13 protein-coding genes are annotated in these 23,028 nt (G+C 68.8%); 6 read left to right on the plus strand and 7 right to left on the minus strand.

Translation table 11 applies throughout. The annotated features are described in order from the left end of the window. Positions 1-45: 45 nt before the first annotated feature. Positions 46-870: a type I methionyl aminopeptidase gene (gene map / locus ACODTB_RS15365; protein ID WP_488929460.1), complete on the plus strand. Its 825-nt coding sequence runs from the start codon at positions 46-48 to the stop codon at positions 868-870. Between the two features lie 4 nt (positions 871-874). Next, positions 875-3,562 (plus strand): [protein-PII] uridylyltransferase, encoded by a 2,688-nt coding sequence (locus ACODTB_RS15370; RefSeq protein WP_488929468.1) that lies wholly within the window; start codon positions 875-877, stop codon positions 3,560-3,562. A gap of 269 nt (positions 3,563-3,831) precedes the next feature. On the opposite strand, the gene ACODTB_RS15375 is transcribed toward ACODTB_RS15370, so the two are convergent. The 4 genes from ACODTB_RS15375 to def all read right to left on the minus strand — a co-directional run bounded on the left by ACODTB_RS15375 (position 3,832) and on the right by def (position 10,184). After that, entirely contained in the window at positions 3,832-6,987 is a 3,156-nt protein-coding gene (locus ACODTB_RS15375; protein WP_488929461.1) for an efflux RND transporter permease subunit, read from the minus strand. Next, complete coding sequence (locus ACODTB_RS15380; protein WP_291121537.1) at positions 6,984-8,096, minus strand: efflux RND transporter periplasmic adaptor subunit; 1,113 nt, start codon at positions 8,094-8,096, stop codon at positions 6,984-6,986. Before ACODTB_RS15380 ends, ACODTB_RS15375 begins: the two co-directional genes overlap by 4 nt. Continuing rightward, complete coding sequence (locus tag ACODTB_RS15385) at positions 8,093-9,523, minus strand: efflux transporter outer membrane subunit (protein ID WP_291121536.1); 1,431 nt, start codon at positions 9,521-9,523, stop codon at positions 8,093-8,095. The genes ACODTB_RS15380 and ACODTB_RS15385 overlap by 4 nt, the downstream gene beginning before the upstream one ends. Before the next feature lie 121 nt (positions 9,524-9,644). Continuing rightward, a complete protein-coding gene (gene def / locus ACODTB_RS15390; protein WP_291121535.1) occupies positions 9,645-10,184 on the minus strand; it encodes a peptide deformylase in 540 nt (179 codons plus the stop codon). A gap of 459 nt (positions 10,185-10,643) precedes the next feature. Here def and ACODTB_RS15395 point away from each other — a divergent pair, with 459 nt between their 5' ends. Beyond that, positions 10,644-12,107, plus strand: coding sequence for a collagen-like triple helix repeat-containing protein (locus tag ACODTB_RS15395; RefSeq protein WP_291121534.1), 1,464 nt, complete (start codon positions 10,644-10,646; stop codon positions 12,105-12,107). 20 nt (positions 12,108-12,127) lie between these two features. Then, a complete protein-coding gene (locus tag ACODTB_RS15400; RefSeq protein WP_291121533.1) occupies positions 12,128-13,825 on the plus strand; it encodes a ShlB/FhaC/HecB family hemolysin secretion/activation protein in 1,698 nt (565 codons plus the stop codon). Between the two features lie 4 nt (positions 13,826-13,829). On the opposite strand, the gene ligA is transcribed toward ACODTB_RS15400, so the two are convergent. The 3 genes from ligA to smc form a co-directional block, all read right to left on the minus strand. Then, positions 13,830-15,911: an NAD-dependent DNA ligase LigA gene (gene ligA, locus ACODTB_RS15405; RefSeq protein ID WP_291121532.1), complete on the minus strand. Its 2,082-nt coding sequence runs from the start codon at positions 15,909-15,911 to the stop codon at positions 13,830-13,832. A gap of 115 nt (positions 15,912-16,026) precedes the next feature. Beyond that, positions 16,027-17,163 (minus strand): cell division protein ZipA C-terminal FtsZ-binding domain-containing protein, encoded by a 1,137-nt coding sequence (locus ACODTB_RS15410; RefSeq protein WP_291121530.1) that lies wholly within the window; start codon positions 17,161-17,163, stop codon positions 16,027-16,029. A 14-nt stretch (positions 17,164-17,177) separates the two neighbouring features. Continuing rightward, positions 17,178-20,696 (minus strand): chromosome segregation protein SMC, encoded by a 3,519-nt coding sequence (smc, locus tag ACODTB_RS15415; RefSeq protein ID WP_291121528.1) that lies wholly within the window; start codon positions 20,694-20,696, stop codon positions 17,178-17,180. Between the two features lie 150 nt (positions 20,697-20,846). On the opposite strand from smc, the gene dapC reads away from it, so the two are divergent. Continuing rightward, on the plus strand, positions 20,847-22,070 hold the full coding sequence (gene dapC, locus ACODTB_RS15420; protein ID WP_291121527.1) for a succinyldiaminopimelate transaminase: 1,224 nt from the start codon (positions 20,847-20,849) through the stop codon (positions 22,068-22,070). 50 nt (positions 22,071-22,120) lie between these two features. After that, on the plus strand, positions 22,121-22,945 hold the full coding sequence (gene dapD, locus ACODTB_RS15425; RefSeq protein ID WP_291121525.1) for a 2,3,4,5-tetrahydropyridine-2,6-dicarboxylate N-succinyltransferase: 825 nt from the start codon (positions 22,121-22,123) through the stop codon (positions 22,943-22,945). The last annotated feature ends 83 nt before the right edge of the window (positions 22,946-23,028 follow it).

A 23,028-nucleotide genomic window follows, 5' to 3' on the forward strand; every position in this document is an offset into this window, starting at 1 on the left:
TGCCGGGGGCCCTCCAGACAGGGTCAGATGGGATAATCGCGCCCCATGAGCATCACCTACAAAGACGAAGCCGGCATCGCGGGCATGCGCACGGCCTGCCGCCTGGCGTCCGAAGTGCTGGACTACCTCACGCCGCTGATCCAGCCGGGCATCACCACGCTGGAAATCGACCGCCTGGCGGCCGAGTACATGAAGCAGCAGGGCACCGTCTCGGCCACCATCGGCTACCAGCCCAGCGGCTACCCGCCCTACCCGGGCCATCTGTGCACGTCCATCAACCACGTGGTCTGCCATGGCATCCCGAACGAGAAACCACTCAAGAAGGGCGACATCCTCAACGTCGACGTGACGGTGATCAAGGACGGCTGGTTCGGCGACAACAGCCGCATGTTCCTGATCGGCGGCGAGGCCGCCTGCTCGGTGCAGGCGCGCCGGCTCTGCCAGGTGACCTACGAGGCCATGTGGAAGGGCATCGTGATGGTGCGCCCCGGCATCCGCCTGGGCGATATCGGCCACGCGATCCAGACCTTTGCCGAGGGCAACGGCTTCTCGGTGGTGCGCGAGTTCTGCGGCCACGGCATCGGCCAGCGCTTCCACGAAGACCCGCAGGTGCTGCACTACGGCCGCCCCGGCACGCTGGACGAGCTCAAACCCGGCATGACCTTCACCATCGAGCCCATGATCAACGCCGGCAAGCGCGACATCAAGGAACTGGGCGACGGCTGGACCATCGTCACGCGCGACCGCTCGCTCTCGGCGCAGTGGGAACACACCGTGCTGGTCACTGAGACGGGTTACGAGGTGCTCACCCTGTCGGCCGGCAGCCTGCCGGCGCCCGCCTTCGTCACACCGGCGCCCGCCCTTGCCTGAGGCCATGGCGCCCGCGCCGGTGCCCGCCGCGCCCGACCTAGGCACCCTGCGGCAGCAGTACCGCATGGACAAGGCCGCCCTGCTTGACCAGCTGGGTGTGCAGGGCTCGTCCACCCGGGGCGTGCGCAAGGCGCTGCAGCAGCTCTCCCGCCTGACGGACCAGACCCTGCGCGAGCTGTGGTCCCTGGCGGGCTTCGGGCCCGGTTTCTCCCTCATCGCCGTGGGCGGTTTCGGGCGCGGCGAGCTGTTCCCCCATTCCGACGTGGACGTGCTGGTGCTGCTGCCCGACGGCAGCCGGCCCGACGACGACGCCGCGCTCAAGACCCGCCTGGAAGGCTTCATCGGCGCTTGCTGGGACCTGGGCCTGGAGATCGGCTCCAGCGTGCGCACCATCGCCGACTGCGTGGACGAGGCGGCGAAAGACGTGACGGTGCAGACCTCGCTGCTCGAATGCCGGCTCATCGCGGGCAGCAAGAACGCCTTCTCCACCCTGGTGAACCAGTTGGCCGAGGCGATGGACCCCAAGGCCTTCTTCGTGGCCAAGACGCTGGAAATGCGCCAGCGCCACACCAAGTTCGAGAACACCCCCTACTCGCTCGAACCCAACTGCAAGGAGTCGCCTGGTGGCCTGCGCGACCTGCAGATCATTCTGTGGGTGGCCAAGGCCGCCGGCCTGGGCCGCAGCTGGGACGAACTCGCCCGCAAGGGCCTGGCCACGCCCCTGGAGGCACGGCAGATCAAGGCCAATGAGGCGCTGCTGAGCCTGATCCGCGCGCGCCTGCACCTGCTGGCCCACCGCCGCGAGGACCGGCTGGTGTTCGACCTGCAGAACGCCGTGGCCGAGTCCTTCGGCTTCAAGGCCCAGGTGCCCGCCGGCGGCGGCCCCACCGCCAAGGGCACGCGCCGCGCCAGCGAAGCGCTGATGAAGCGCTACTACTGGGCGGCCAAGGCCGTGACCCAGTTGAACCAGATCCTGCTGCTCAACATCCAGGAGCGCCTGCAGAGCGATGTGGCCGGCGTGGACCGCCTGCGCCCGCTCAACGAGCGTTTCTTCGACAAGGGCGGCATGCTCGAGGTGGCGAGCGACAACCTGTACGTGCAGCAGCCGCACGCCATCCTGGAAACCTTCCACCTCTACCAGACCACGGTGGGCATCAAGGGCCTGTCGGCTCGCACCCTGCGCGCGCTGTACAACGCCCGGCCGGTGATGAACGCGCGCTTTCGCGCCGACCCGGTCAACCGCGCGCAGTTCCTGCAGATCCTGAAGGAGCCCGAGGGCATCACGCACGCCATGCGGCTGATGAACCAGACCTCCGTGCTCGGGCGCTACCTCTGGGTGTTCCGCCATATCGTGGGGCAGATGCAGCACGACCTGTTCCACGTCTACACGGTGGACCAGCACATCCTGATGGTGCTGCGCAACGTGCGCCGCTTCTTCATCGCCGAGCACTCGCACGAGTACCCGTTCTGCTCCCAGCTGGCCGCCGGCTGGGACAAGCCCTGGATTCTTTACATTGCGGCGCTGTTCCACGACATCGCCAAGGGCCGGGGCGGCGACCACTCCGACCTGGGCGCGCGCGACGTGCGCACCTTCTGCCACCAGCACGGCATCGATCGCGAAGACACCAAGCTGATCCAGTACCTGGTGGCCGAGCACCTCACGATGAGCCGCATGGCGCAGAAAGAAGACCTGAGCGACCCCGACGTGATCGCCGCCTTCGCCAGGCGCGTGGGCAACGAGCGCTACCTGACGGCGCTGTACCTGCTCACGGTGGCCGACATCCGGGGCACCAGCCCCAAGGTGTGGAACGCCTGGAAGGGCAAGCTGCTGGAAGACCTGTACCGCTACACCCTTCGCGCGCTCGGTGGCCGGGCGCCCGACCCCGGGGCGGTGATCGAGGGCCGCAAGCGCGAAGCCCTGTCCATGCTGGCCCTGCACGCCCTGCCCCACCAGGCGCACAAGGCGCTGTGGGACACGCTGGACGTGAGCTACTTCATGCGCCACCAGGCCGACGAGATCGCGTGGCACACGCGGGTGCTCTCTCGCCAGATCGCGCAGGCGGCGGCCAAGCCCGCGGCCAAGCTGGAAGAAGGGGCCGAGAAGCCGATTGACAAGTGCATCGTGCGCGCGCGCATCTCGCCCGAGGGTGAGGGCCTGCAGGTGCTGGTGTATGCGCCCGACCAGCCCGATTTGTTCGTGCGCATCTGCGGTTATTTCGACAGTTCGCACTTCAGCATCCTGGACGCGCGCGTGCACACCACGCTGACCGGCCATGCGCTGGACACCTTCCAGGTGGTGGCACCGACGATGTCGGAGCACTACCGCGAGCTGATCGCGATGGTGGAGAACAACCTGGCGCAGACGATCGACGAACGCGGCCCCTTGCCCGCGCCGACCAAGGGCCGGCTTTCGCGGCGGGTGAAGAGTTTCCCCATCACGCCGCGGGTGGATCTGCGGCCGGACGAGAAGGCGCAGCGCTGGCTGCTGTCGGTCTCGGCGAGTGACCGCGCCGGGTTGCTTTATGGCATCACGCGGGTGCTGGCGCGCTACGACATCAACGTGCAGCTCGCCAAGGTCACCACCCTGGGGGAACGGGTGGAAGACACCTTCCTCATCAGCGGGGCCCAGCTGCAGATGAACAAGCGGCAGATAGAGCTGGAAACCGAGTTGTTGGAGACACTGGAGGGCTGAGGCTTTTGGCGGCCCGCGAGGCCGGGTGCTCTGCTCCGCGGGTGTCCCCCGGCGGCTGGTGCCGCCTCCTCCTTTACCCCGCTGCGCAGAACACCCGGCCTCGCAGGCTCGGAAGTGTTGTTGGCACGAAGACGCCCAATGCGTCCGCAGGCTCAGGAGGGTGGCGGGGCGTTCAGCGCAGCGAAGTAAAGGAGGAGACCCGGCGAAGCCGGGTCGGGGGACATTCGCGGAGCTGAGCGCCCCGCCGCCCTCCTGAGCCCCCAGACCCGTCAGGCGCGAAGGGTCCCCGGCTCCACAGTCCCGTCCCCCGACTTGCGCCTGAGCAGACCGGCGAACCACAGCGACACATCGTCCACGATGGTGAACACCGCCGGAATCACCAACAAGCTGAGGAAGGTCGAGGTGATCAGGCCCCCGATCACCGCCACCGCCATCGGTGAACGGAAACTGCCATCGGCCGCGCCCCAGCCGATCGCGATCGGCAACATGCCCGCGCCCATGGCAATGGTCGTCATCACGATCGGCCGGGCGCGCTTGTGGCAGGCGTCCAGGATCGCGTCGAGCCGGTTCATCCCGTGCTCGCGCCGCGCCTCGATCGCGTACTCCACCAGCAGGATGGAGTTCTTCGTCGCCACCCCCATCAGCATGATCAGACCGATCAGCGAGGGCATCGAGAAACTCTTGTTCGCCAGCAGCAGCGCCACGAACGCACCGCCCAGCGACAGCGGCAGTGCCGCCAGGATGGTCGCCGGGTGCAGGAAAGCCTTGAACAGCAGCACCAGCACGATGTAGATGCACAGCACGCCGGTCAGCATCGCCAGACCGAAGCTGGCGAACAGCTCGCCCTGCACTTCCGCGTCGCCGATCTCCAGCACCGACACGCCCGGTGGCAGGTTGCGCAGGCTGGGCAGCTTTTCCACCGCCATCTTCATGTCGCCCAGCGCGATGCCCGCGAGTTCGACCTCGAAGTTGATGTTGCGCGCCCGGTCGTAGCGGTCTATCACCGCCGGCCCACCGCCGAAGTCGAGCCGGGCCACCTGCCCCAGCATCACCGGCCCCTTGCTGCCCGGCACCGCGAGGCGGTTGAGCACCTCCAGGTCGTGCCGCGCGCCCACGTCGAGCTTGACCACGATGGGGATCTGCCGCTCGGGCAGGTTCATCTTGGGCAAGGCGTTGTCGTAATCGCCCACGGTGGCGATGCGCAGGGTCTCGGCAATCGCCGAACTGGTCACACCGAGCTCTGCCGCTCGAGCGAGATCGGGCGTGACGATGATTTCCGTGCGCACCAGCGCCGCCGTGGACTGGATGCTGCCCACGCCCTGGATGGTTCGCAGGTCGCGTTCGATGGCGCGCGCCGCGGTGCTCAGCGCATGGGCATCGCTGCCGGTGAGGGTGAGGATGTATTTCTCGCCAGAGCCGCCCAGGCCCACCTTGCTGCGCACGCCCGGCAGGTTCGACATCGCCTCGCGCAGCTGGTTTTCAATGCCCTGCTTGCGCGGCCGCTCGCCGCGCGGGTCGAGCTGGATGGTCAGCGCGGCCTTGCGCGACTCGGCCGCGCCCTGTGGCGCAAACGGGTCGGTACCGGCGGTGCCCGAACCGATGGTGGTGTAGACCGAGCGCACGTGCGGCACCGCCGCCACCAGCACGCGAGCGCGCTCGGCCGTGGCGATGGTCTGCTCCAGCGTGGCGCCGGGCGAGAGCTCCAGGAACACCTGGGTCTGCGAGTTGTCGTCGGGCGGAATGAAGCCCTGCGGCAGCAGCGGGATCAGCATCAGCGAGCCGACAAAGAACAGGCCCGCGCCGAGGCTGGTGATCCAGCGGTGGCGGATGCACCAGCGAGCCCAGTTCTGGTAGGTGTTGAGCCAGCCCGGTTCTTCCTGGTTGTTGTTCCAGCGCCAGAAGGCGGCGGTGACGCGGTTGGACGCCGCCCAGCGCGGCGTCTCCCGGGACACGAAGGGCTTGAGGATGTAGGCCGCCATCATCGGGGTGAGCGCGCGCGCCACCACCAGCGAAGCGAACACCGCGAGCGCGGCGGTCCAGCCGAACTGCTTGAAGAACTTGCCCGGAATGCCCGCCATGAAGGCCGTGGGCAGGAACACCGCGATCAGGGTGAAGGTGGTCGCGATCACCGCTAGGCCGATCTCGTCGGCCGCCTCCATCGCGGCCTGGTACGGGGACTTGCCCATGCGCATGTGGCGCACGATGTTCTCCACCTCCACGATGGCGTCGTCCACCAGGATGCCGATCACCAGCGAGAGCGCCAGCAGCGTCACGACGTTGATGGTGAAGCCCATGTAGTACATGCCGATGAAGGCCGGGATGGCCGACAGCGGCAGCGCCACGGCCGAGACGATGGTGGCGCGGATGTCGCGCAGGAAGAGCCACACCACCAGCACGGCGAGCAGGGCGCCCTCGTAGAGCAGCGTCATGGAGGCGTCGAACTCTTCTTTCACCGGCGTCACGAAGTCGAACGATTCGGTGATCTTCAGGTCGGGCCGCGCCGTCTGCAGGTCCTTGAGGCGCGCACGCACGCCGTCGCCGACCTCGATCTCGCTCGCCCCCCGGCTGCGCGCGACCTCGAAGCCCACCACCGGCTTGCCGTCCAGGAAGGCGGCGGCGGTCGGCTCGGCCACGGTGTCGCGCACCTCGGCGATCTGGTCCAGGCGGATGCGGCGGCCATCGCTGAGCGAGATTTCCATCTTCGACAGCGCTTCGGCCGAGGCCAGCTGCGACAAGGTGCGCAGCGGCTGCTGGCTGCCACCCAGGTCTACCCGGCCGCCTGCGCTCTCGATCTGCACGCGCGCGAGCTGGCGCGACACGTCGGTGGCCGTGGTGCCCAGCGACTGCAGCTTGAGCGGGTCGAGCAGCACCTGCACCTCGCGGTCCACGCCGCCCACGCGGCTGACGGCGCCCACGCCGGTCACCGACAGCAGCTGCTTGGACACATCGTTGTCGACGAACCAGGACAGGGCCTCGGCGTCCATCTTGTCGGAGGACACGGTGTAGGCCAGCACCGCACCGCCGGCCAGCTCCACCTTGTTGACGATGGGATCGCGCAGGTCGGTGGGCAGCTCGCTGCGCACCTTGGCCACCGCCGAGCGCACGTCGTCCAGCGCCTCCTGCGTGTTCTTCTCGATGCGGAACTCCACCGTCAGCGAGACCGTGCCGTCCTGCACCTTGGTGTAGATGTGCTTCAGGCCCTGCAGCGAGGCCAGGCTGTTCTCGATAATGCGCGCGACGTCGTTTTCGAGCTGGTTGGGCGAGGCGCCCGGCAGCGCCGCCACCACGGTGATGGTGGGCAGGTCCAGGTCGGGGAAGTTCTGCACCTTCATCTGCTTGAAGGAGAACAGGCCCGCCAGCGTGAGCATGACGAACAGCATCGCCGCCGGGATGGGGTTCCTGATGGACCAGGCCGAGACGTTCATTGCACCACCTTCACCAGGTCGGCTTCGTTCAGGAAGCCCGCGCCCTGCACCGCCACCGCCTCGTCCGGTTTGAGGCCATCGAGCACCTCGACGCGGTCGTCCACCCGGCGCCCGGTCTGCACCTTGCGCTGGTTGGCCTTGCTCTGTGCGTCGATCACGAACACGTAGTTGCTGCCGTCGCGCACCACGATGGCCTGGCTGGGCACGGTGAGCGCATCGCTTTGCCCGAGGTCGAAGCTGCCCTTGGCGAAGGTGCCCGCCTTGAGCTCGGCGTGGCGCGGGAGGTCCACGAAGACCAGGATGTTGCGCGTCTGCGGGTCGGCGCTGGGCGCGATGGCACGCACCTGGCCGGTGATTTCCAGGCCGGTGGCCGCCGTCACCTGCACCTTCTGGCCGACGCGCACACGGCCCACCTCGTTGGGCGTGACCTCGCCACGCCATTCCATGCGGCTCTGGCGCACCATGCGAAACAGCTCCTGCCCGGCCCCCACCACCGCACCCACGGTGGCCGTGCGCGCAGAGATCACGCCGTCGTCGGGCGCGAGCACGCGGGTATTGCCCAGGCGCACCTCGGTCGCGCCGAACGCGGCCTTGGCGGCTTCCAGCTGGGCACGCGCCACGCGTTCCTGCGTGAGGTACTGCGCCACCTGGGATTTGGACAGCGCACCGGTGTCCTGGATCGAGCGCGCGCGGTCGGCGTCGGCCTTGGCGTTCTCGAAGCTGGCCTCGGCCTGCGCCAGACTGGCCTGGCTCTGCAGGCTGTCGGCCTTGGTGGTTTCGTTGGCGAACACGGCCAGCACCTGGCCCTTGCGCACCACGTCGCCCACGTTCACGTTCACCGAGGCCAGGCGCAGGCCGTTGACCTCGGCGCCCACGCTGGCTTCCTGCCAGGCGGTGATGTTGCCGTTGGCCTGAAGGCGGATCGGCAGGTTGCCGCGCGTGGGCTTGGCCACGGTGACGGTCAGCGAGGGCCGGGGCGCGGCCTCGGCTTCGGGTTTCGGTTCGGCCGGTTTCTTGATGAAGACCCAGAACACGCCCAGAAGGACGACGGCCAGGGCGATGGCCAGCCAGAGCCAGCGTTTGCGCGATTGCGGAGGAACGGCGTTCATGATGGGTCTTTGAGAGCGTCGGGGTTGTTCACGGGGTCGAAGCCGCCACCGAGGGCGACGTACAACTGGATCCAGGCGTTGATGCGCTCCTGCTGCAGGGCCACGGCGCTGCTGTCGGCCGCCAGCTTGAGGCGGCGTGCCTCTTCCAGCTCGTTCAGGCTGGCCAGGCCCACGCGGTAGCGCGCCTCGGTGGCCTGGAAGGATTGGCCGTAGCCGGCCACGGCGGTGTCGGTGGAGGCCACGCGCTCGCGCAGGCTGGAAATGCTCACCAGCGCCTGCTCCACCTCGGCCACGGCCTGGCGCAAGGTGCCGGCGTAGGCGATGGCGGCGGCTTCGTAGCGCGCCTGGGCACTGTCGGTGTTGGCGCGCAGGGCATCGCGCCCGAGCAGCGGCATGCTCAGCGTGAGCGGGCCGACCGACCAGGTGTTGAACGTGCCTTCGTTGCCGCCGCCCGAGAAGCGGTTGCGCAGCAGGCTGCCCGAGAGCGACAGGCTGGGCAGCAAGGCGGCGCGGGCCACGCCCACCTCTTCGCTCGCCGCCACCAGGTCGCGCTGGGCCCGGTACACGTCGGGGCGCTGGCGGATCACCTCGGCCGGCACGGCGTTCACCGAGAGCAACTGGTCCATGCGGGGGGACTGCAGCAGCGCCTGCAGATCGGGCGCGGCGGCGAGGCGCTGGCGCACGTCGGGCTCGGGCACGCCGGTGAGCGCGGTGAGCGACTTCACCTGGCGCTCGCAGACCTCGTCCTGTTGCCGGAAACGCGCGGCGCCTTCGGCACCGCTGGCGCGCGCCAAAGCGGCCACGGCCGGTGCCGTGAGGCCGGCGCGTTCGGAGACCGCGTTGTTCTCGGCGGTGACGGCGCGCGAGTCGCGGTCGCGCGCGGCCACCGCCAGTTGCTCGCGGCACAGGCGCTGGGCGAAGTACAGCTGCGCGAGTTCCGAGGCCACCAGCACGCGGGCCTGGTGCCAGCCAGCGCCGGCCGCCTCCTGTTGTGCCTCGGCGCTGCTGCGGCGGGCCTCGTTGCCGCCCCACAGGTCGATCGCCCATGAGGCCTGCAGGCCGGCATTCAACGACGTGCCCAGCGGCATGGTCGGGTCGGTGCGGCCGCGGCTCGCATTGGCCACCGCGTTGAGCTGCGGGCCAGTCTCGGCTTGCACGCCCAGGCGTGCCGCGCGGGCGGCAAACACCTGTGCGCGCGCCGACGCGGCGGAAGGGCTTCGGGCCTGTGCGCGCGCCACCCAGTCGGTCAGCACCGGGTCATCGAACCGGCTCCACCAGGCGGTGAGCTGTTCGGTGCTGCCCTGGTGTGCCAGAGGCGGTGCGTACCAGGTGGACGGCAAGTCCACCGGCACAGTGGCGGGCGGCTTGGTCACGCTGCAGGCGCTCAGTACGGCCGCGCTGGCCGCCACGACAAGCATTCGCTTCATGGAAAGGGAGTCCCTGTTCGGTTGTTATTCCGGGGACTGACTCTAGTCGATTTCGCTGACTGGATATTTCAATACGTTTCAACTGCGGCGCGGTTTGTAACAGCCGTTTGGAGGCGGTTTTTCAGTCGTCTTCGGTGGCCGCCAGACCGGGGAACAGCACCTCGGTGAAGCCGAAGCGGCGGAAGTCGCGCACCCGCATCGGGTAGAGCGCGCCCCAGAGGTGGTCGCATTCGTGCTGCACCACGCGGGCGTGAAAGCCTTCGGCTTCGCGGTCGATCGAACGGCCCTGCACGTCAAAGCCCTGGTAGCGGATGCGCCGCCAGCGCGGCACCACGCCACGCATGCCCGGCACCGACAGGCAACCTTCCCAGTCCTCCTCCTCTTCGTCTCCCAGCGGCGTGATCACGGGGTTGATCAGCACCGTGCGCGGCACCGGCGGCGCATCGGGGTAGCGCGGGTTGGGCAGGCCGCTGCCGAACAGCACCACCTGCAGATCAATCCCGATCTGCGGCGCGGCCAGGCCGGCGCCGTGGGCCGCGGCCATGGTGTCCTGCAGGTCGACCACGAGCTGGTGCAGCTCCGGGGTGTCGAACGCGGTGACGGGCTGGGCGTGCCGCAGCAGGCGCGGATCCCCCATTTTGAGGATGGTCTGAATGCTCATGTCGCTTCGATGTGGAATTGGAGGTGGAAATGGGTGGTTCTGCTGCCGTGTCAAAAGTCGCGGGACATTGGGATTTCTGCCGGCCGCTCAAATCTGACCAATTGGAAAATCATTCTGCGGAAATTGAAATGAAAGACAGATTGTCCTGATGAATAAAGTTTGCATTTCCCGTTGCAATACAGCTTTCCCTTCGTCAAAGGGCCCAATGCACTGCGTACCCACAGCGATTCAGCGGCGCTTCCTGCGCCAGAAAACCCTGCAGCGAATGGCAACGACAGTCCCTAGACTGGTCGTGGGAGTCAGCCATTTCGCGCCGGGTGTCCGCACCGGGAATTAATTCCAAGGCAAGGTGAAACAAATTAATGTTGTTTCCCGACCCGTCGATGAATTGCTGGCAACCGCCCCCGGAATTGGCCGGGGGTGTCTGTACTTGCTTTATTTTTCTCCAGGAGGATGTCCATGAAAAGGATTATCGATCGTTCCCACGGCCCGGCTCGGGCCGGCTTGACCGTGCTCGCTGCGGCCTTGCTGGTCCTTGGCGGGTGCTCTGGCACGGGTTCACTCAACACCGCCGGCGACGGCGCGGCCGTTTCCTCGGGCGGAGGCTCGGGTGGTGGTGGTGGTGGCGGCAATGGCGGTGGGGGAAGCGGTGGCGGCACCAGCAGCTCCCCGCTGGCCGCGGTCGTGCGCGAGCAAGGCAACACGGTCACCGACTTGGGCCAGGCCGTCTCCGGCCTCGGCGGCACGGTGTCCAACGTGGTCAAACCCCTGGTGGGCGCTGCCTCGGCGCAAGGCGTGGATGGCGTGGTCGGCCACACCGGCGGCGTGGTCAGCGCCGTGGGCTCGGCGGTGGCCAACGGCGTCGGCCAGATCGGCAAGGTCGACAACCCGCTGGGCGTCACCGCGGCCGGCTTGGGCGGCGCGGTGGATCAGGCGGGCAACGCGGTGTCCAGCGCGGGTGACGTCGTCACCGGCCTGGGCCAGAACCCGGCCACTTCGGCCCTGCGCCCTGTGACCAACGTCGCGGGCCAGGCCGTGGATCAGGCCGGCCAGGTGGTCAGCCGCGTGGGTCAGGGTCTGGAAACGCAGTTGAGCACCGGCCCGGCCAACCAGTTGCTGGGCGGCGCCAGCAAGGTGGTGGAGACGGTGGTGAACACCGGCGTGGGCGCCACGCAGACTGTGGGCACGGCCACGGGCCTGGGTCCCGTGGTGGACCGCGTCATCGACCCCGTTTCGGCGGCCGTGGGCCAGGCGGGCGGGCAGCTCGCGGGCAGCAACACGCCGCTCACCCGGGAAGTGGGCGAGGTCCTCGGCAACACCTCGCGCACGCTTGGCCACACGGGTGACCTGGTGAGCGGGCCCGCCAACGGCGGCGCCGCCAGCCCGGTCGAACAGGTGGGCCGCGCGATCAACACCGCGATCGTGCCCATCACCACCGGCGTGACGCAAGTGGCGACCCGGGTGAACGATGCCACCGGCGTCGGCACACCCGTCGGCAACCTGCTGGTGAGCACCGGCGGCGCGGTGCAACAACTGGGTGTGGGTGTGCAGGGCAACGGCAGCCAACCCGTGGTCAACAGCCTGGGTGAGGTGGTCAACCAGACCGGCGGCCTGGTCGCCAACATCGGCGGGGCCGTGGGCGGCACCACGGGCGGTGGCGGCGGCGCGGGGGGCGTGCTGGCACCCGTCGTCGGTGCCGTGAGCGGCCTGACCGGTGGCGCCGTTGGCGGCGGCGGCACGGGCGGTGCGGTCAACGTGCTCGCGCCCGTGGTCAACACCGTCGGCGCGCTGACTGGAGGCATCACCGCCACCGTGGGTGGCGGCGCCGCGGCCGGTGGTGGCACCTCCACCCCGCTGACGACCACCCTGACCAACACCCTCGGTGGCATCACCGGTGGCCTGACCGGCGCGCTGCGCCGCTGACGCACGGAGGGCGGGAGCACATGCCAAGCCCGTTCACGCGACCACTGCTGCTGGCGGGGGCCGCCTGGTGGGTGGCCACGGGTGCGGGGGCGCAAGCCCTCGCCCCGGTCGGCAGCCCGCTGGACACCCTGCCCCGCCCCGCGCTGCCCACGCAGCCGGGCGCGGATGGGCGGGTGGATGTGGATGTGCAGGCCCCCGCCCCACCGGACGCCGAGGTGCTGAACGCGCGGCTCACGCTGCGCAAGTTCGACATCGAGGGCGTGCAGTCGATTCCCTTCGAGACGGTGGCCGCGCTGTTCGCGCCGCTGGCCGGGCAGCCGGTCACGGTGGGCGACATCGTGGCGCGCGCCCAGCAGGCGACCGCGCTGTACCAGCAGCGCGGCTACGCGCTCTCGTTCTTCTTCGTGCCCAAGCAGGACTTCCCGCACGGCGTGGTGCGCGTGGTGGCCGTGGAAGGCCATGTGCAGACGGTGCGCATCGAAGGCCATCCCGGCAAAGCCGAGGCCAGCTTGCGCGAGATCGCCGAGCACATCCGCCATGAGAAGCCGCTGCGCACGGCCACTTTCGAACACTTCACCGCCCTGCTCGGCCGCCTGCCGGGCATGGGCATCCAGGCGCAGGTGCAACTGCCCACGAGCACCGACGGGGCCAGCACACTGGTCATCCAGGCGAACCAGAAGCCCTATGACATCGCCGTGGGCCTGGAGACGCGCAAGCCGAATCCGCGCGCCGTGGTCACCGGCGTGCTGAACGACCCCCTCGTGGCCGGCAGCCAGCTCGGCGTCTCCACCCTGTTGTCCACGGCGGACAACGACCGCTACAACGCCCTGCACTACGAGCAGGTCCTCGGCAGCCGGGGATGGTCGGTCAGAGGCTCGCTTTCGCACTACCGGGGCGATCCCGACGAGCAACTCGGGGTGAGCAACCCGCTGCAGCGAAGAACCGAGGTCGAGCGGGCCGAACTCACGGCCAGCCTGCCGTTGAAACTTTCACGGGAAACCAGCTGGGTGGCCAGCACCGGGCTGTACGGCGTGAACACGCGCGACAGCCTCGCCAACCCCGCCAACGGCGCGCAATTGACCGACGGAACCCAGGTGCGCGCCGTGTTCGGCCAGTTGAGCTACACCGCGCAGAAGCCCAACGACAGCGTGCAGCTCAACCTGCGGCTGACCCATGGCCTCTCGGGCCTCGGCGCCGACGCGGGCATCACCAGCAACGTGCCCGGGCTCTCAGGCCCCAGCGCGGTGAAGCTGGACTTCGCCCGCCTGCAGGCCGAGGCCAGCCACCAGCACCGCTTCGCCAACCGCTTCGGCACCGCGGTGTCCTTCGCCATGCAATACAGCCCGCACAACCTGCCCAGCAGCGAGAAGCTGTCTTTCGGCGGCAACCGTTTCGCGCGCGGCTACGGCGCCGGTGAAGCCGTGGGCGACTCGGGCTGGGGCCTGGGGCTGGAGCTCAACCGCGTGTTCGCCGTCGACGGCACCTGGCTGCGGCAGTGGCAGCCCTATGTGCTGCTGGAGGCTGCCCGCGTGCATGCGCGCCTCGCCACGCCGATGCCCGCGCGCCTGCGTTCGGTGAGCCTGGGCTTGCGGCTGACCAACCACAAACACTACAACCTGGACCTGGCCGTGTCGAAGCCGACTGGGGACTTGCCGCTGGAGAACACGCAGCGCCACTGGCGCGCGAACCTCACACTGAGCTATCGGCTGGGCGAGTGAGGCGTCAGGCCTCGGTGCCCAGCATGGCCAGCATGGCCGCTTCGTCGATCACCGCCACGCCCAGCGTCTGCGCTTTCTCCAGCTTGCTGCCGGCCTCGGTGCCGGCCACGACGTAGTCGGTCTTCTTGCTCACCGAACCGGCCACCTTGGCGCCGGCGGCTTCGAGCAGGTCCTTGGCCTGGTCTCGGCTGAGCGTGGGGAAGGTGCCGGTGAGCACGAAGGTCTTGCCGGCCAGGGGTTGCGGCGCACGCGCGGCGGGCTCGCCCTCTTCCCAGCTCAGGCCGCAGGCGCGCAGCTGCTCCACCACTTCGCGGTTGTGCGGTTGCTCGAAGAAGGTGTGGATGCTCTGCGCCACCACCGGGCCCACGTCGTTGACCTCAGAGAGAGCTTCGACGCTGGCGTCCATGATGCGGTCGAGCTGGCCGAAGTGGCGCGCCAGTTCCTTGGCCGTGGCCTCGCCCACGTGGCGGATGCCCAGGCCGAACAGGAAGCGCGGCAGCGTGGTCTGCTTGGATTTCTCGAGCGCGGCCACGATGTTGTTGGCCGACTTCTCGGCCATGCGGTCCAGCCCGGCCAGAGCGGTGAAGCCGAGCTTGTAGAGATCGGGCAGCGTCTTGATCAGGCCACTGTCGACCAGTTGCTCCACCAGCTTGTCGCCCAGGCCCTCGATCTCCACGGCGCGGCGGTGCGCGAAGTGCAGGATGGCCTCTTTGCGCTGCGCGGCACAGAACAGGCCGCCGGTGCAGCGGTGATCGGCCTCGCCCTCTTCCCGCACCGCGTCGCTGCCGCACACCGGGCATTGGGCGGGCATGGTGAACGGCGGCGGATCGCCGACGCGCTTGTCGATCAGCACCGAGACGACCTCGGGAATCACATCCCCCGCGCGGCGCACGATCACCGTGTCGCCCACGCGCACGTCCTTGCGGCGCGCCTCCATCTCGTTGTGCAGGGTGGCGTTCGTCACCGTGACGCCGCCCACGAACACCGGTGCCAGTTTGGCCACCGGCGTGAGCTTGCCGGTGCGGCCGACCTGCACGTCGATGGCCTGGACGGTGGTCAATTGTTCTTGCGCCGGGTACTTGTGCGCCACGGCCCAGCGCGGCTCGCGCGTGACAAAGCCCATCTGCTTCTGCTGCGCCAGGGAATCGACCTTGTAGACCACGCCGTCGATGTCGAAGGGCAGCGTGTCGCGCAGTTCACCGATGCGGCGGTGAAAGGCCACAAGCTCATCGGCACCGCGGCAGCGCGTGGTCTGCTCGGCGACCGGGAACCCCCAGGCCTTCAGGCGCATGAGCCAGTCGTACTGGGTGGCCGGCGGCTCGGCATCGCCCCGCACCTCGCCCCAGGAGTAGGCGAAGAAGCTCAACGGGCGGTCGCGAGTGATCTTGGAGTCGAGTTGCCGCACGGCGCCGGCGGCGGCGTTGCGCGGATTGACGAAGGTCTTTTCGCCCTTCGCGCCACTGGCGATCTTCTCGCGCTGGCGTTCGTTGAGCTGCTCGAACTGGTCGCGGCGCATGTACACCTCGCCACGCACCTCGAGCACCTCCGGCACGCCCTCGGGCAGGCGCAGCGGGATCTGCCCGATGGTGCGCACGTTGTGGGTCACGTCCTCGCCGGTCTCGCCGTCACCGCGCGTGGCGGCCGTCACCAGCACGCCCTGCTCGTAGCGCAGGCTCATGGCCAGGCCGTCGAACTTCAATTCGGCCAGGTAGTCGACGGGCGGATCGGTGTCGCTCAGCTTGAGTTCGCGCCGCACGCGCGCGTCGAAGGCCACCGCCCCCGTGGCCTCGGTGTCGGTCTCGGTGCGGATGCTGAGCATCGGCACCGCGTGGCGCACGGGCACCAGTTCCTTCAGGATCGCACCGCCCACGCGCTGGGTCGGCGAGTCGGGCATGCGCAGTTCGGGGTGCTCGGCCTCGATGGCCTGCAACTCGCGAAACAGCCTGTCGTACTCGGCGTCGGGGATCTCCGGTTCGTCGAGCGTGTAGTAACGGTGGGCGTGGTGGTGCAGTTGCGCGCGCAATTCGGCGGCGCGCGCGGCCGGCGACGGCGGCTCGGCAAAGTCCAGCTTTTCCTGGGAAGGCATGTTGGCGATCGGTGTCTTTGTCAGAAACACCGCGGAGCCGGCTTTGCCGGGCCGCTGGTGTTGCCCCCTTGAGGGGGTATGCGGCTACACGAAGTGAGCAAGCAACGGGGGGGAGTCATGAAAACAATCGGCGGGCTTGCGGGGAGCCGGCGGAGAGGTCGCGGCTGTCGAGCGCGTCGTACAGGCTTTCGAGGTCGGCACCGATGCGGTCCATGGTCTCGGTGGACAGCGGCTGGCCGCCGTCGTCGGTGACGACCCCTTCCATGGCCTCGGCCAGCGCCGTGGCGGCCTGGCGCATGCGCACGAAGGGTTGTTCGCTGCGCGGCACGTGGGTGACTTCGAGCGAGAGCGCGATCTCGCGCAGCGCGGTCTGTTCGGGGTCTTCGGCCATGGCGGCCTGCGGATCGAACATGAGGCTGAGGATCGGTGCCTGGCCGCTGTGGCTGCCCGAGAGCACCATGCGCCCGGGCAAGGCACCCGCGACGAAGCCGAGCTTGGACGCGTGCTGCGCGACGTAGCCCGGGCTCCAGGCGGTGCGGCGCGCGCGCAGCGTGAAGCCCAGCTGGGCGTCGTGCCCACTGGCGAAAGCATCCAGCTCGCGGGCCCGGGCTACCTCGGCGCGCATGTCGGGGAAATCGGGCGAGGCGCCGACCGCGTCGGCAAAGGCCTGTGCCTTCACCACGAATTCGGAGAACTCGATGTCGTTGAGCGGCCCCGAGCGGTTGGCCAGCTGCACACCGGCCTGCAGCGCGCGGTAGCGCTGGCCCAGGCGGGGGCTTTCCCATTCGCCGGTGGTCTCGCTCTGGCCTTCGACAGCAAACGGCTTGCTGCCCACGCGCCGCGTGCCTGGCAGCGCGGCGAGCAAGGCGTCGCCAGAGACCTCGTGTTCCAGCAACAGCGGTGCGATGACATCGATCAGCGCGTCCAGGCCCGGCCGCTTTTCGGGCGGCTGGGTCATCAGGGGGTTGAGGCTCACCGCCGCGGCCGCTTGCGCGATCGCCGCCGGATCGGGTGGCGCGGGGGCGCCCGGCATGTCGCCGAGCACCGGGTCGATGCGCTGGATCTCGTGCTCGGAGAGGTCGGCCGGCGTGTAGGGCAGGGTCTCGTCGCCAGCCACTTCGTCGCGCGGCGTTTCGCTGCGTTCACGGGCCGTGCGCGGCGCGCTGCGGCTGGTCGTCCAGGCGTTGTAGGCCACCAGGCCCGCCAGTACGAGACCGCCCATGATGGCCAGACCGATTTGCAATGTGCTCATGGTGTGGAGTGTGATCAGGTGGGTTCGAGCATGCCGGCGGCCGATTCCATGTCCACCGCCACGATGCGGGAGACGCCCTGCTCCTGCATGGTCACGCCGATCAACTGCTCGGCCATTTCCATGGCGATCTTGTTGTGGCTGATGAACAGGAACTGGGTTTCCTTGGCCATGGCGGTCACCAGTTTCGCATAGCGTTCGGTGTTGGCGTCGTCCAGCGGCGCGTCCACCTCGTCCAGCAGACAGAACGGCGCGGGGTTGAGCTGGAAGATGGCGAACACCAGCGCGATGGCGGTCAGCGCCTTCTCGCCGCCCGAGAGCAGGTGGATGGTCTGGTTCTTCTTGCCGGGCGGCTGCGCCATCACCTGCACGCCGGCATCGAGGATCTCCTCGCCCGTCATCACCAGCCTGGCGTTGCCGCCACCGAACAGCTCGGGGAACATGCGGCCGAAGTGGCCGTTGACGGTCTCGAAGGTGCTGCCCAGCAGTTCGCGGGTTTCGTTGTCGATCTTCTTGATCGCGTCTTCCAGCGTGTTCATGGCTTCGATCAGGTCGGCCGACTGCGCGTCGAGGAACGTCTTGCGCTCGCGCGCTGCGGTGAGTTCGTCGAGCGCGGCGAGGTTGACCGCACCGAGCGACTGGATTTCGCGGTGCAGCCGGTCGATTTCGCCCTGCAGGCCGCTCAGGCGCACATTGCCTTCGGTGATGCTCTGCGCCACCGCCGCCAGATCGGCCTGGGCCTCCTCGAGCAACTGGCTGTACTGCTCCACGCCCAGGCGGGCGGCCTGCTCCTTGAGCTGGAAATCGGTGATGCGGTTGCGCAGCGGTTCGAGTTCGCGTTCCAGCTGCAGGCGGCGCTCGTCGCTGGCGCGCAGCTTGGCGGTGAGTTCGTCGTACTGGCTGCGCAGCGCACCCAGGGCCTGCTCGCGCTCCAGTTTCATGGCCAGGGCGTTCTGCAGGCCGGCCTGGGCCGCGGCGTCGTTCAGCCGGGCGAGTTCGTCGCTGGCGCGCTGCTGCTCGTCGGCCAGCGATTTCTCCTGCGAGGCCGCGGTTTCCATCGCCCGCTGCAGCTCGCTCTGGCGCGCCTGCAGGCTGCGCAGCGCGAACACCGCTTCCTGCGCGGTGCGCTCCAGCGAGCGCTGCTGTTCACGCGCCTGGTTCAGCGCGCGCTCGGCCTCGATCACCTTGTCGTCGAACTGTGCGTGGCGCTCCTGGCTGTCGGCCAGCTGCATGTCCAGTTCCTCGAAGCGGGCCTCGGCCGTCACGCGGCGTTCCTGCAGCTCTTCGAGTTGAGCGTCCACCTCGGCCAGGTCGGCACCGATCTGCTCGCTGCGCGCACGGGTCTGCTCGGCCAGCTGCGTCAGGCGCAGGGCCTCCACCTGCAACTCGTGCGCGCGGCTGCGCGATTCGGCTGCGTCGCGGCGCGCGCTCACCAGGCGCTGCGAGGCGTCCGTGTAGGCCGCCTCGGCGCGGATCAGGGAAGAGCGCGCCTGCTCGGCGATCAGCGCCTGGGCCTTGAGCTGCTTGTCGATGTTCTCGATTTCCTGGGCCCGCGCCAGCAGGCCGGCCTGCTCGCTGTCGGGCGCGTAGAAGCTCACGCTGTGCGCGGTGACGGCGTGGCCGCTGGCGACGAAGATCACCTCGCCGGCCTGCAGTTGGGCGCGCTGGGCGAGCGCCTCTTCCAGGCTGGAGGCCGTCAGGCAGCCGTGCAGCCACTCGGCCAGCAGGGCCTGCTGGCCAGCGTCGTTCAGGCGCAGCCATTGCACCAGGGGTTTGAGGCCAGTGGCGCTGCCGCTGGCCGCCGCGCCGGGCGGCGGGCTGTAGAACGCCAGCTTGGCCGGAGGCGCGTCGTTGCCGAAGGCGCGCACCATGTCCAGGCGCGAGACCTCCAGCGCACTCAGGCGTTCGCGCAGCGCGGCTTCCAGGGCGTTTTCCCAGCCGGTCTCGATGTGGATGCGGCTCCACAAACCCTGCAGGCTGTCCAGGCCGTGCTTGGCCAGCCAGGGCTTCAACTTGCCGTCGGTCTTGACCTTGTCCTGCAGCGCCTTGAGCGCTTCCATGCGGGCCGACAGGTCGGCCTGTTTCGCAGACTCCTGGTTCACCGCCTGCTGTGCGGCGCGGCGCGCCTCGTCGAGCTGGGGCACGCTGTCCTGCAGCTCGTGCAGCACGGCGTCGTTGAGTTCGGCGGTCTCCTGCGCGCTGGCCAGCTGGGTCTGGGCGCCGAGCAGGCGCGCCTCGTCGGGTGCGGCCAGGGCATTGCGGTCGGCCACCAGGCGCTCGCGGCGCTGGTTGAGCGTGCGGCTCTGTTCTTCGACGTTGCGCTGCTCGGCGGCCAGCACCTGGATCTGCTGCTGCACCTGCGTCACGCTGGCGCGCTGCTCGTTGGCCCGGGTCTGGGCCTGGCGCAGGCTGTCTTCCAGCGCGGGCAAGGCGCCCGACTGCTCCTCGCCCTGCGCGGCCAGCACGACCGACTGGTCCTCGGCCTGCACCATGGATTCGGCGAGCTGCTCCAGCTCCACCGCCGCGTCCTGGCTGCGCGTGGCCCAGGAGCCCATCTGTTCTTTCAGCTGCACCAGGCGCTGTTCGACGCGCTGGCGGCCCTCGACCACGAAGCGGATCTCGGCCTCGAGCTTGCCGACCTCGGCACTGGCCTCGTACAGCTTGCCCTGGGCCTGGTTCACCTGGTCGCCGGCCGCGTAATGGGCCTGGCGGATGGTTTCGAGCTCGGATTCGATGCGGCGCAGGTCGGCGGTGCGCGATTCGAGGTCGTTGACCGCCTGGGCGGCATCGGTCTTCACCTTGACCTGGTCCGACTCGGCCTCGCTGCGCTTGAGGAACCACAGCTGCTGCTGCTTGAGCGTGGCGCTGGCCTGCAGGTGGTTGTAGCGCGCGGCCACCTCGGCCTGCTTCTCCAGCTTGTCGAGGTTGGCGTTGAGTTCGCGCAGGATGTCTTCCACCCGCGTGAGGTTCTCGCGCGTGTCGGCCAGGCGGTGCGCAGTCTCGCGGCGGCGTTCCTTGTACTTGGAGACGCCTGCGGCCTCTTCCAGGAACAGGCGCAGTTCCTCGGGCTTGCTCTCGATGATGCGGCTGATGGTGCCCTGGCCGATGATGGCGTAGGCGCGAGGGCCCAGGCCGGTGCCCAGGAACACGTCCTGCACGTCGCGGCGGCGCACCGGCTGGTTGTTGATGTAGTAGCTGCTGGTGCCGTCGCGCGTGAGCACGCGCTTGACCGCGATCTCGCCAAACTGGCCCCACTGGCCGCCCGCGCGGTGGTCGCTGTTGTCGAACACCAGTTCGACGCTGGAACGGCTGGCGGGTTTGCGCGAGGTCGTGCCGTTGAAGATCACGTCCTGCATGGATTCGCCGCGCAGCTCGGAAGCCTTGGACTCGCCCAGCACCCAGCGCACCGCGTCCATGATGTTGGACTTGCCGCAGCCGTTGGGCCCGACCACACCCACGAGCTGGCCCGGGAGCATGAAGTTGGTGGGTTCGGCGAAGGACTTGAAGCCGGAGAGCTTGATCGAGTTGAGACGCACGCTGGGAGGCCCCCTGGCATAGCCAAGTGTTTGATTTCAAAGGCATTTCCCCCGTCGCAGGCGCGATGGAGGGGTGGGTGATGATACCGTGCATGCGCCCCGGGGTACGGTACGGTGCACCCTTTGCGCCAAGCCCGATAATCGTCGGCCATGAACCCCTTGCTCTCGCGCCTGCAGCCCTACCCCTTCGAGCGGCTGCGCAAGCTCTTTGCCGACATCACCCCCAACCCCGCCCTGCGCCCCATCAGCCTGGGGATCGGCGAGCCCAAGCACGCCGCGCCCGACTTCCTGAAACAGGCCCTGGCCGCCTCGCTCGACACCGGCTTGAGCAGCTACCCGGCCACTGCGGGCACCCCGGCGTTGCGCGAAGCCTGTGCCGCCTGGGTGCAGCGGCGCTACGGCGTGGCGCTGGACGCGGCCACCCAGGTGCTGCCCGTCAACGGTTCGCGCGAGGCGCTGTTCGCGTTCGCGCAGACCGTGATCGACCCGACGCGCCCGGGCGCCACCGTGGTGATGCCCAACCCGTTCTACCAAATCTACGAAGGCGCGGCCTTCCTGGGCGGAGCCGAACCGCACTACGTGGCCTGCGATCCCGCGCGCAATTTCGCGGCCGACTGGGACAGCGTGCCTGCGACGGTCTGGGCGCGCACACAGTTGCTGTTCGTCTGCTCGCCCGGCAACCCCGCCGGCGCCGTGATGCCGCTGGACGAATGGCAGCGCCTGTTCGAGTTGAGCGACCGCCACGGCTTCGTGATCGCCTCCGACGAGTGCTACAGCGAGATCTACTTCCGCGACGACGCCCCGCTGGGCGGCCTGGAAGCCGCGCAACGCCTGGGCCGCACCGACTTGCACCGCCTGATGATGTTCACCAGCCTGTCCAAGCGCAGCAACGTGCCCGGCCTGCGCAGCGGCTTCGTGGCGGGCGACGCCTCGCTGATCAAGCCCTTCCTGCTCTACCGCACCTACCACGGTGGCGCCATGAGCCCGGTGGTGCAGGCGGCCAGCGTGGCGGCCTGGGGCGATGAAGGCCACGTGGTGGACAACCGGCGCCAGTACCGCGAGAAATTCGCCCAGGTCACGCCGCTGCTGGCCCAGGTGCTCGACGTGGCCCTGCCCGACGCCTCCTTTTACCTGTGGGCCGCCGTGCCGGCCTCGTTTGCCGACGCAGCTACCGGCCTCAGCGCCGACGAGGCTTTCGCCCGCGAGCTGCTGGCTCAATACAATGTGACGGTGCTGCCCGGCAGCTACCTGGCCCGCGAGGTCGGCGGCGTGAACCCGGGCACCGGCCGCGTGCGCATGGCCCTGGTGGCCGAACCCGCCGAGTGCCTGGAAGCCGCCGCGCGCATCCAGGCCTTCCTGTCGCGCCGCGCCTGACGCCGCGCCCTCCCGCTTTTTCTTTTCTTCACCCTTGCTCCTCTGAGACCATGACCCAACAACTGCAAACCCTGATCGACAACGCCTGGGACAACCGTGCCGAACTCTCCCCCGCCTCCGCTCCCAAGGAAGTGGTGGACGCGGTGGAGCATGTGATCTCCGAACTCAACAACGGCAAGCTGCGCGTGGCCACGCGCGAAGGCGTGGGCCAGTGGACGGTGCACCAGTGGATCAAGAAGGCCGTGCTGCTCTCCTTCCGCCTGAAGGACAACGAAGTCATGCGCGCCGGCGACCTCGGCTTCTTCGACAAGGTCAAGACCAAGTTCGCCCACCTGAGCGAAGCCGAGATGAAGGCCACCGGCGTGCGCGTGGTGCCGCCGGCCGTGGCCCGCCGCGGCAGCTACATCGCCAAGGGCGCGATCCTCATGCCCAGCTACGTGAACATCGGCGCCTACGTGGACGAGAACACCATGGTTGACACCTGGGCCACGGTGGGCTCCTGCGCGCAGATCGGCAAGAACGTGCACCTCTCGGGCGGCGTGGGCATCGGCGGCGTGCTGGAGCCGCTGCAGGCCGGCCCCACCATCATCGAAGACAACTGCTTCATCGGCGCCCGTTCCGAAGTCGTCGAAGGCGTGGTGATCGAAGAGAACTCGGTCATCTCCATGGGCGTGTACATCGGCCAGAGCACCCCGATCTACGACCGCGCCACCGGCGAGGTGAGCTACGGCCGCGTGCCGGCCGGTTCGGTCGTGATCAGCGGCAACCTGCCCAAGGACGGCGGCAAATACAGCCTGTACGCGGCGATCATCGTCAAGCGCGTGGATGCGCAGACCCGCGCCAAGACCAGCCTGAACGACCTCCTGCGCGATTGACCATGACCACCCCCGCCGCGCTCCGCGCGACCCCCTTCGAGGGGGCAGCACCTGCCGCCCGGCAAAGCCGGTTCGGCGGTGCT

The sequence above is a fragment of the Hydrogenophaga sp. FG152 genome, assembly GCF_057809615.1.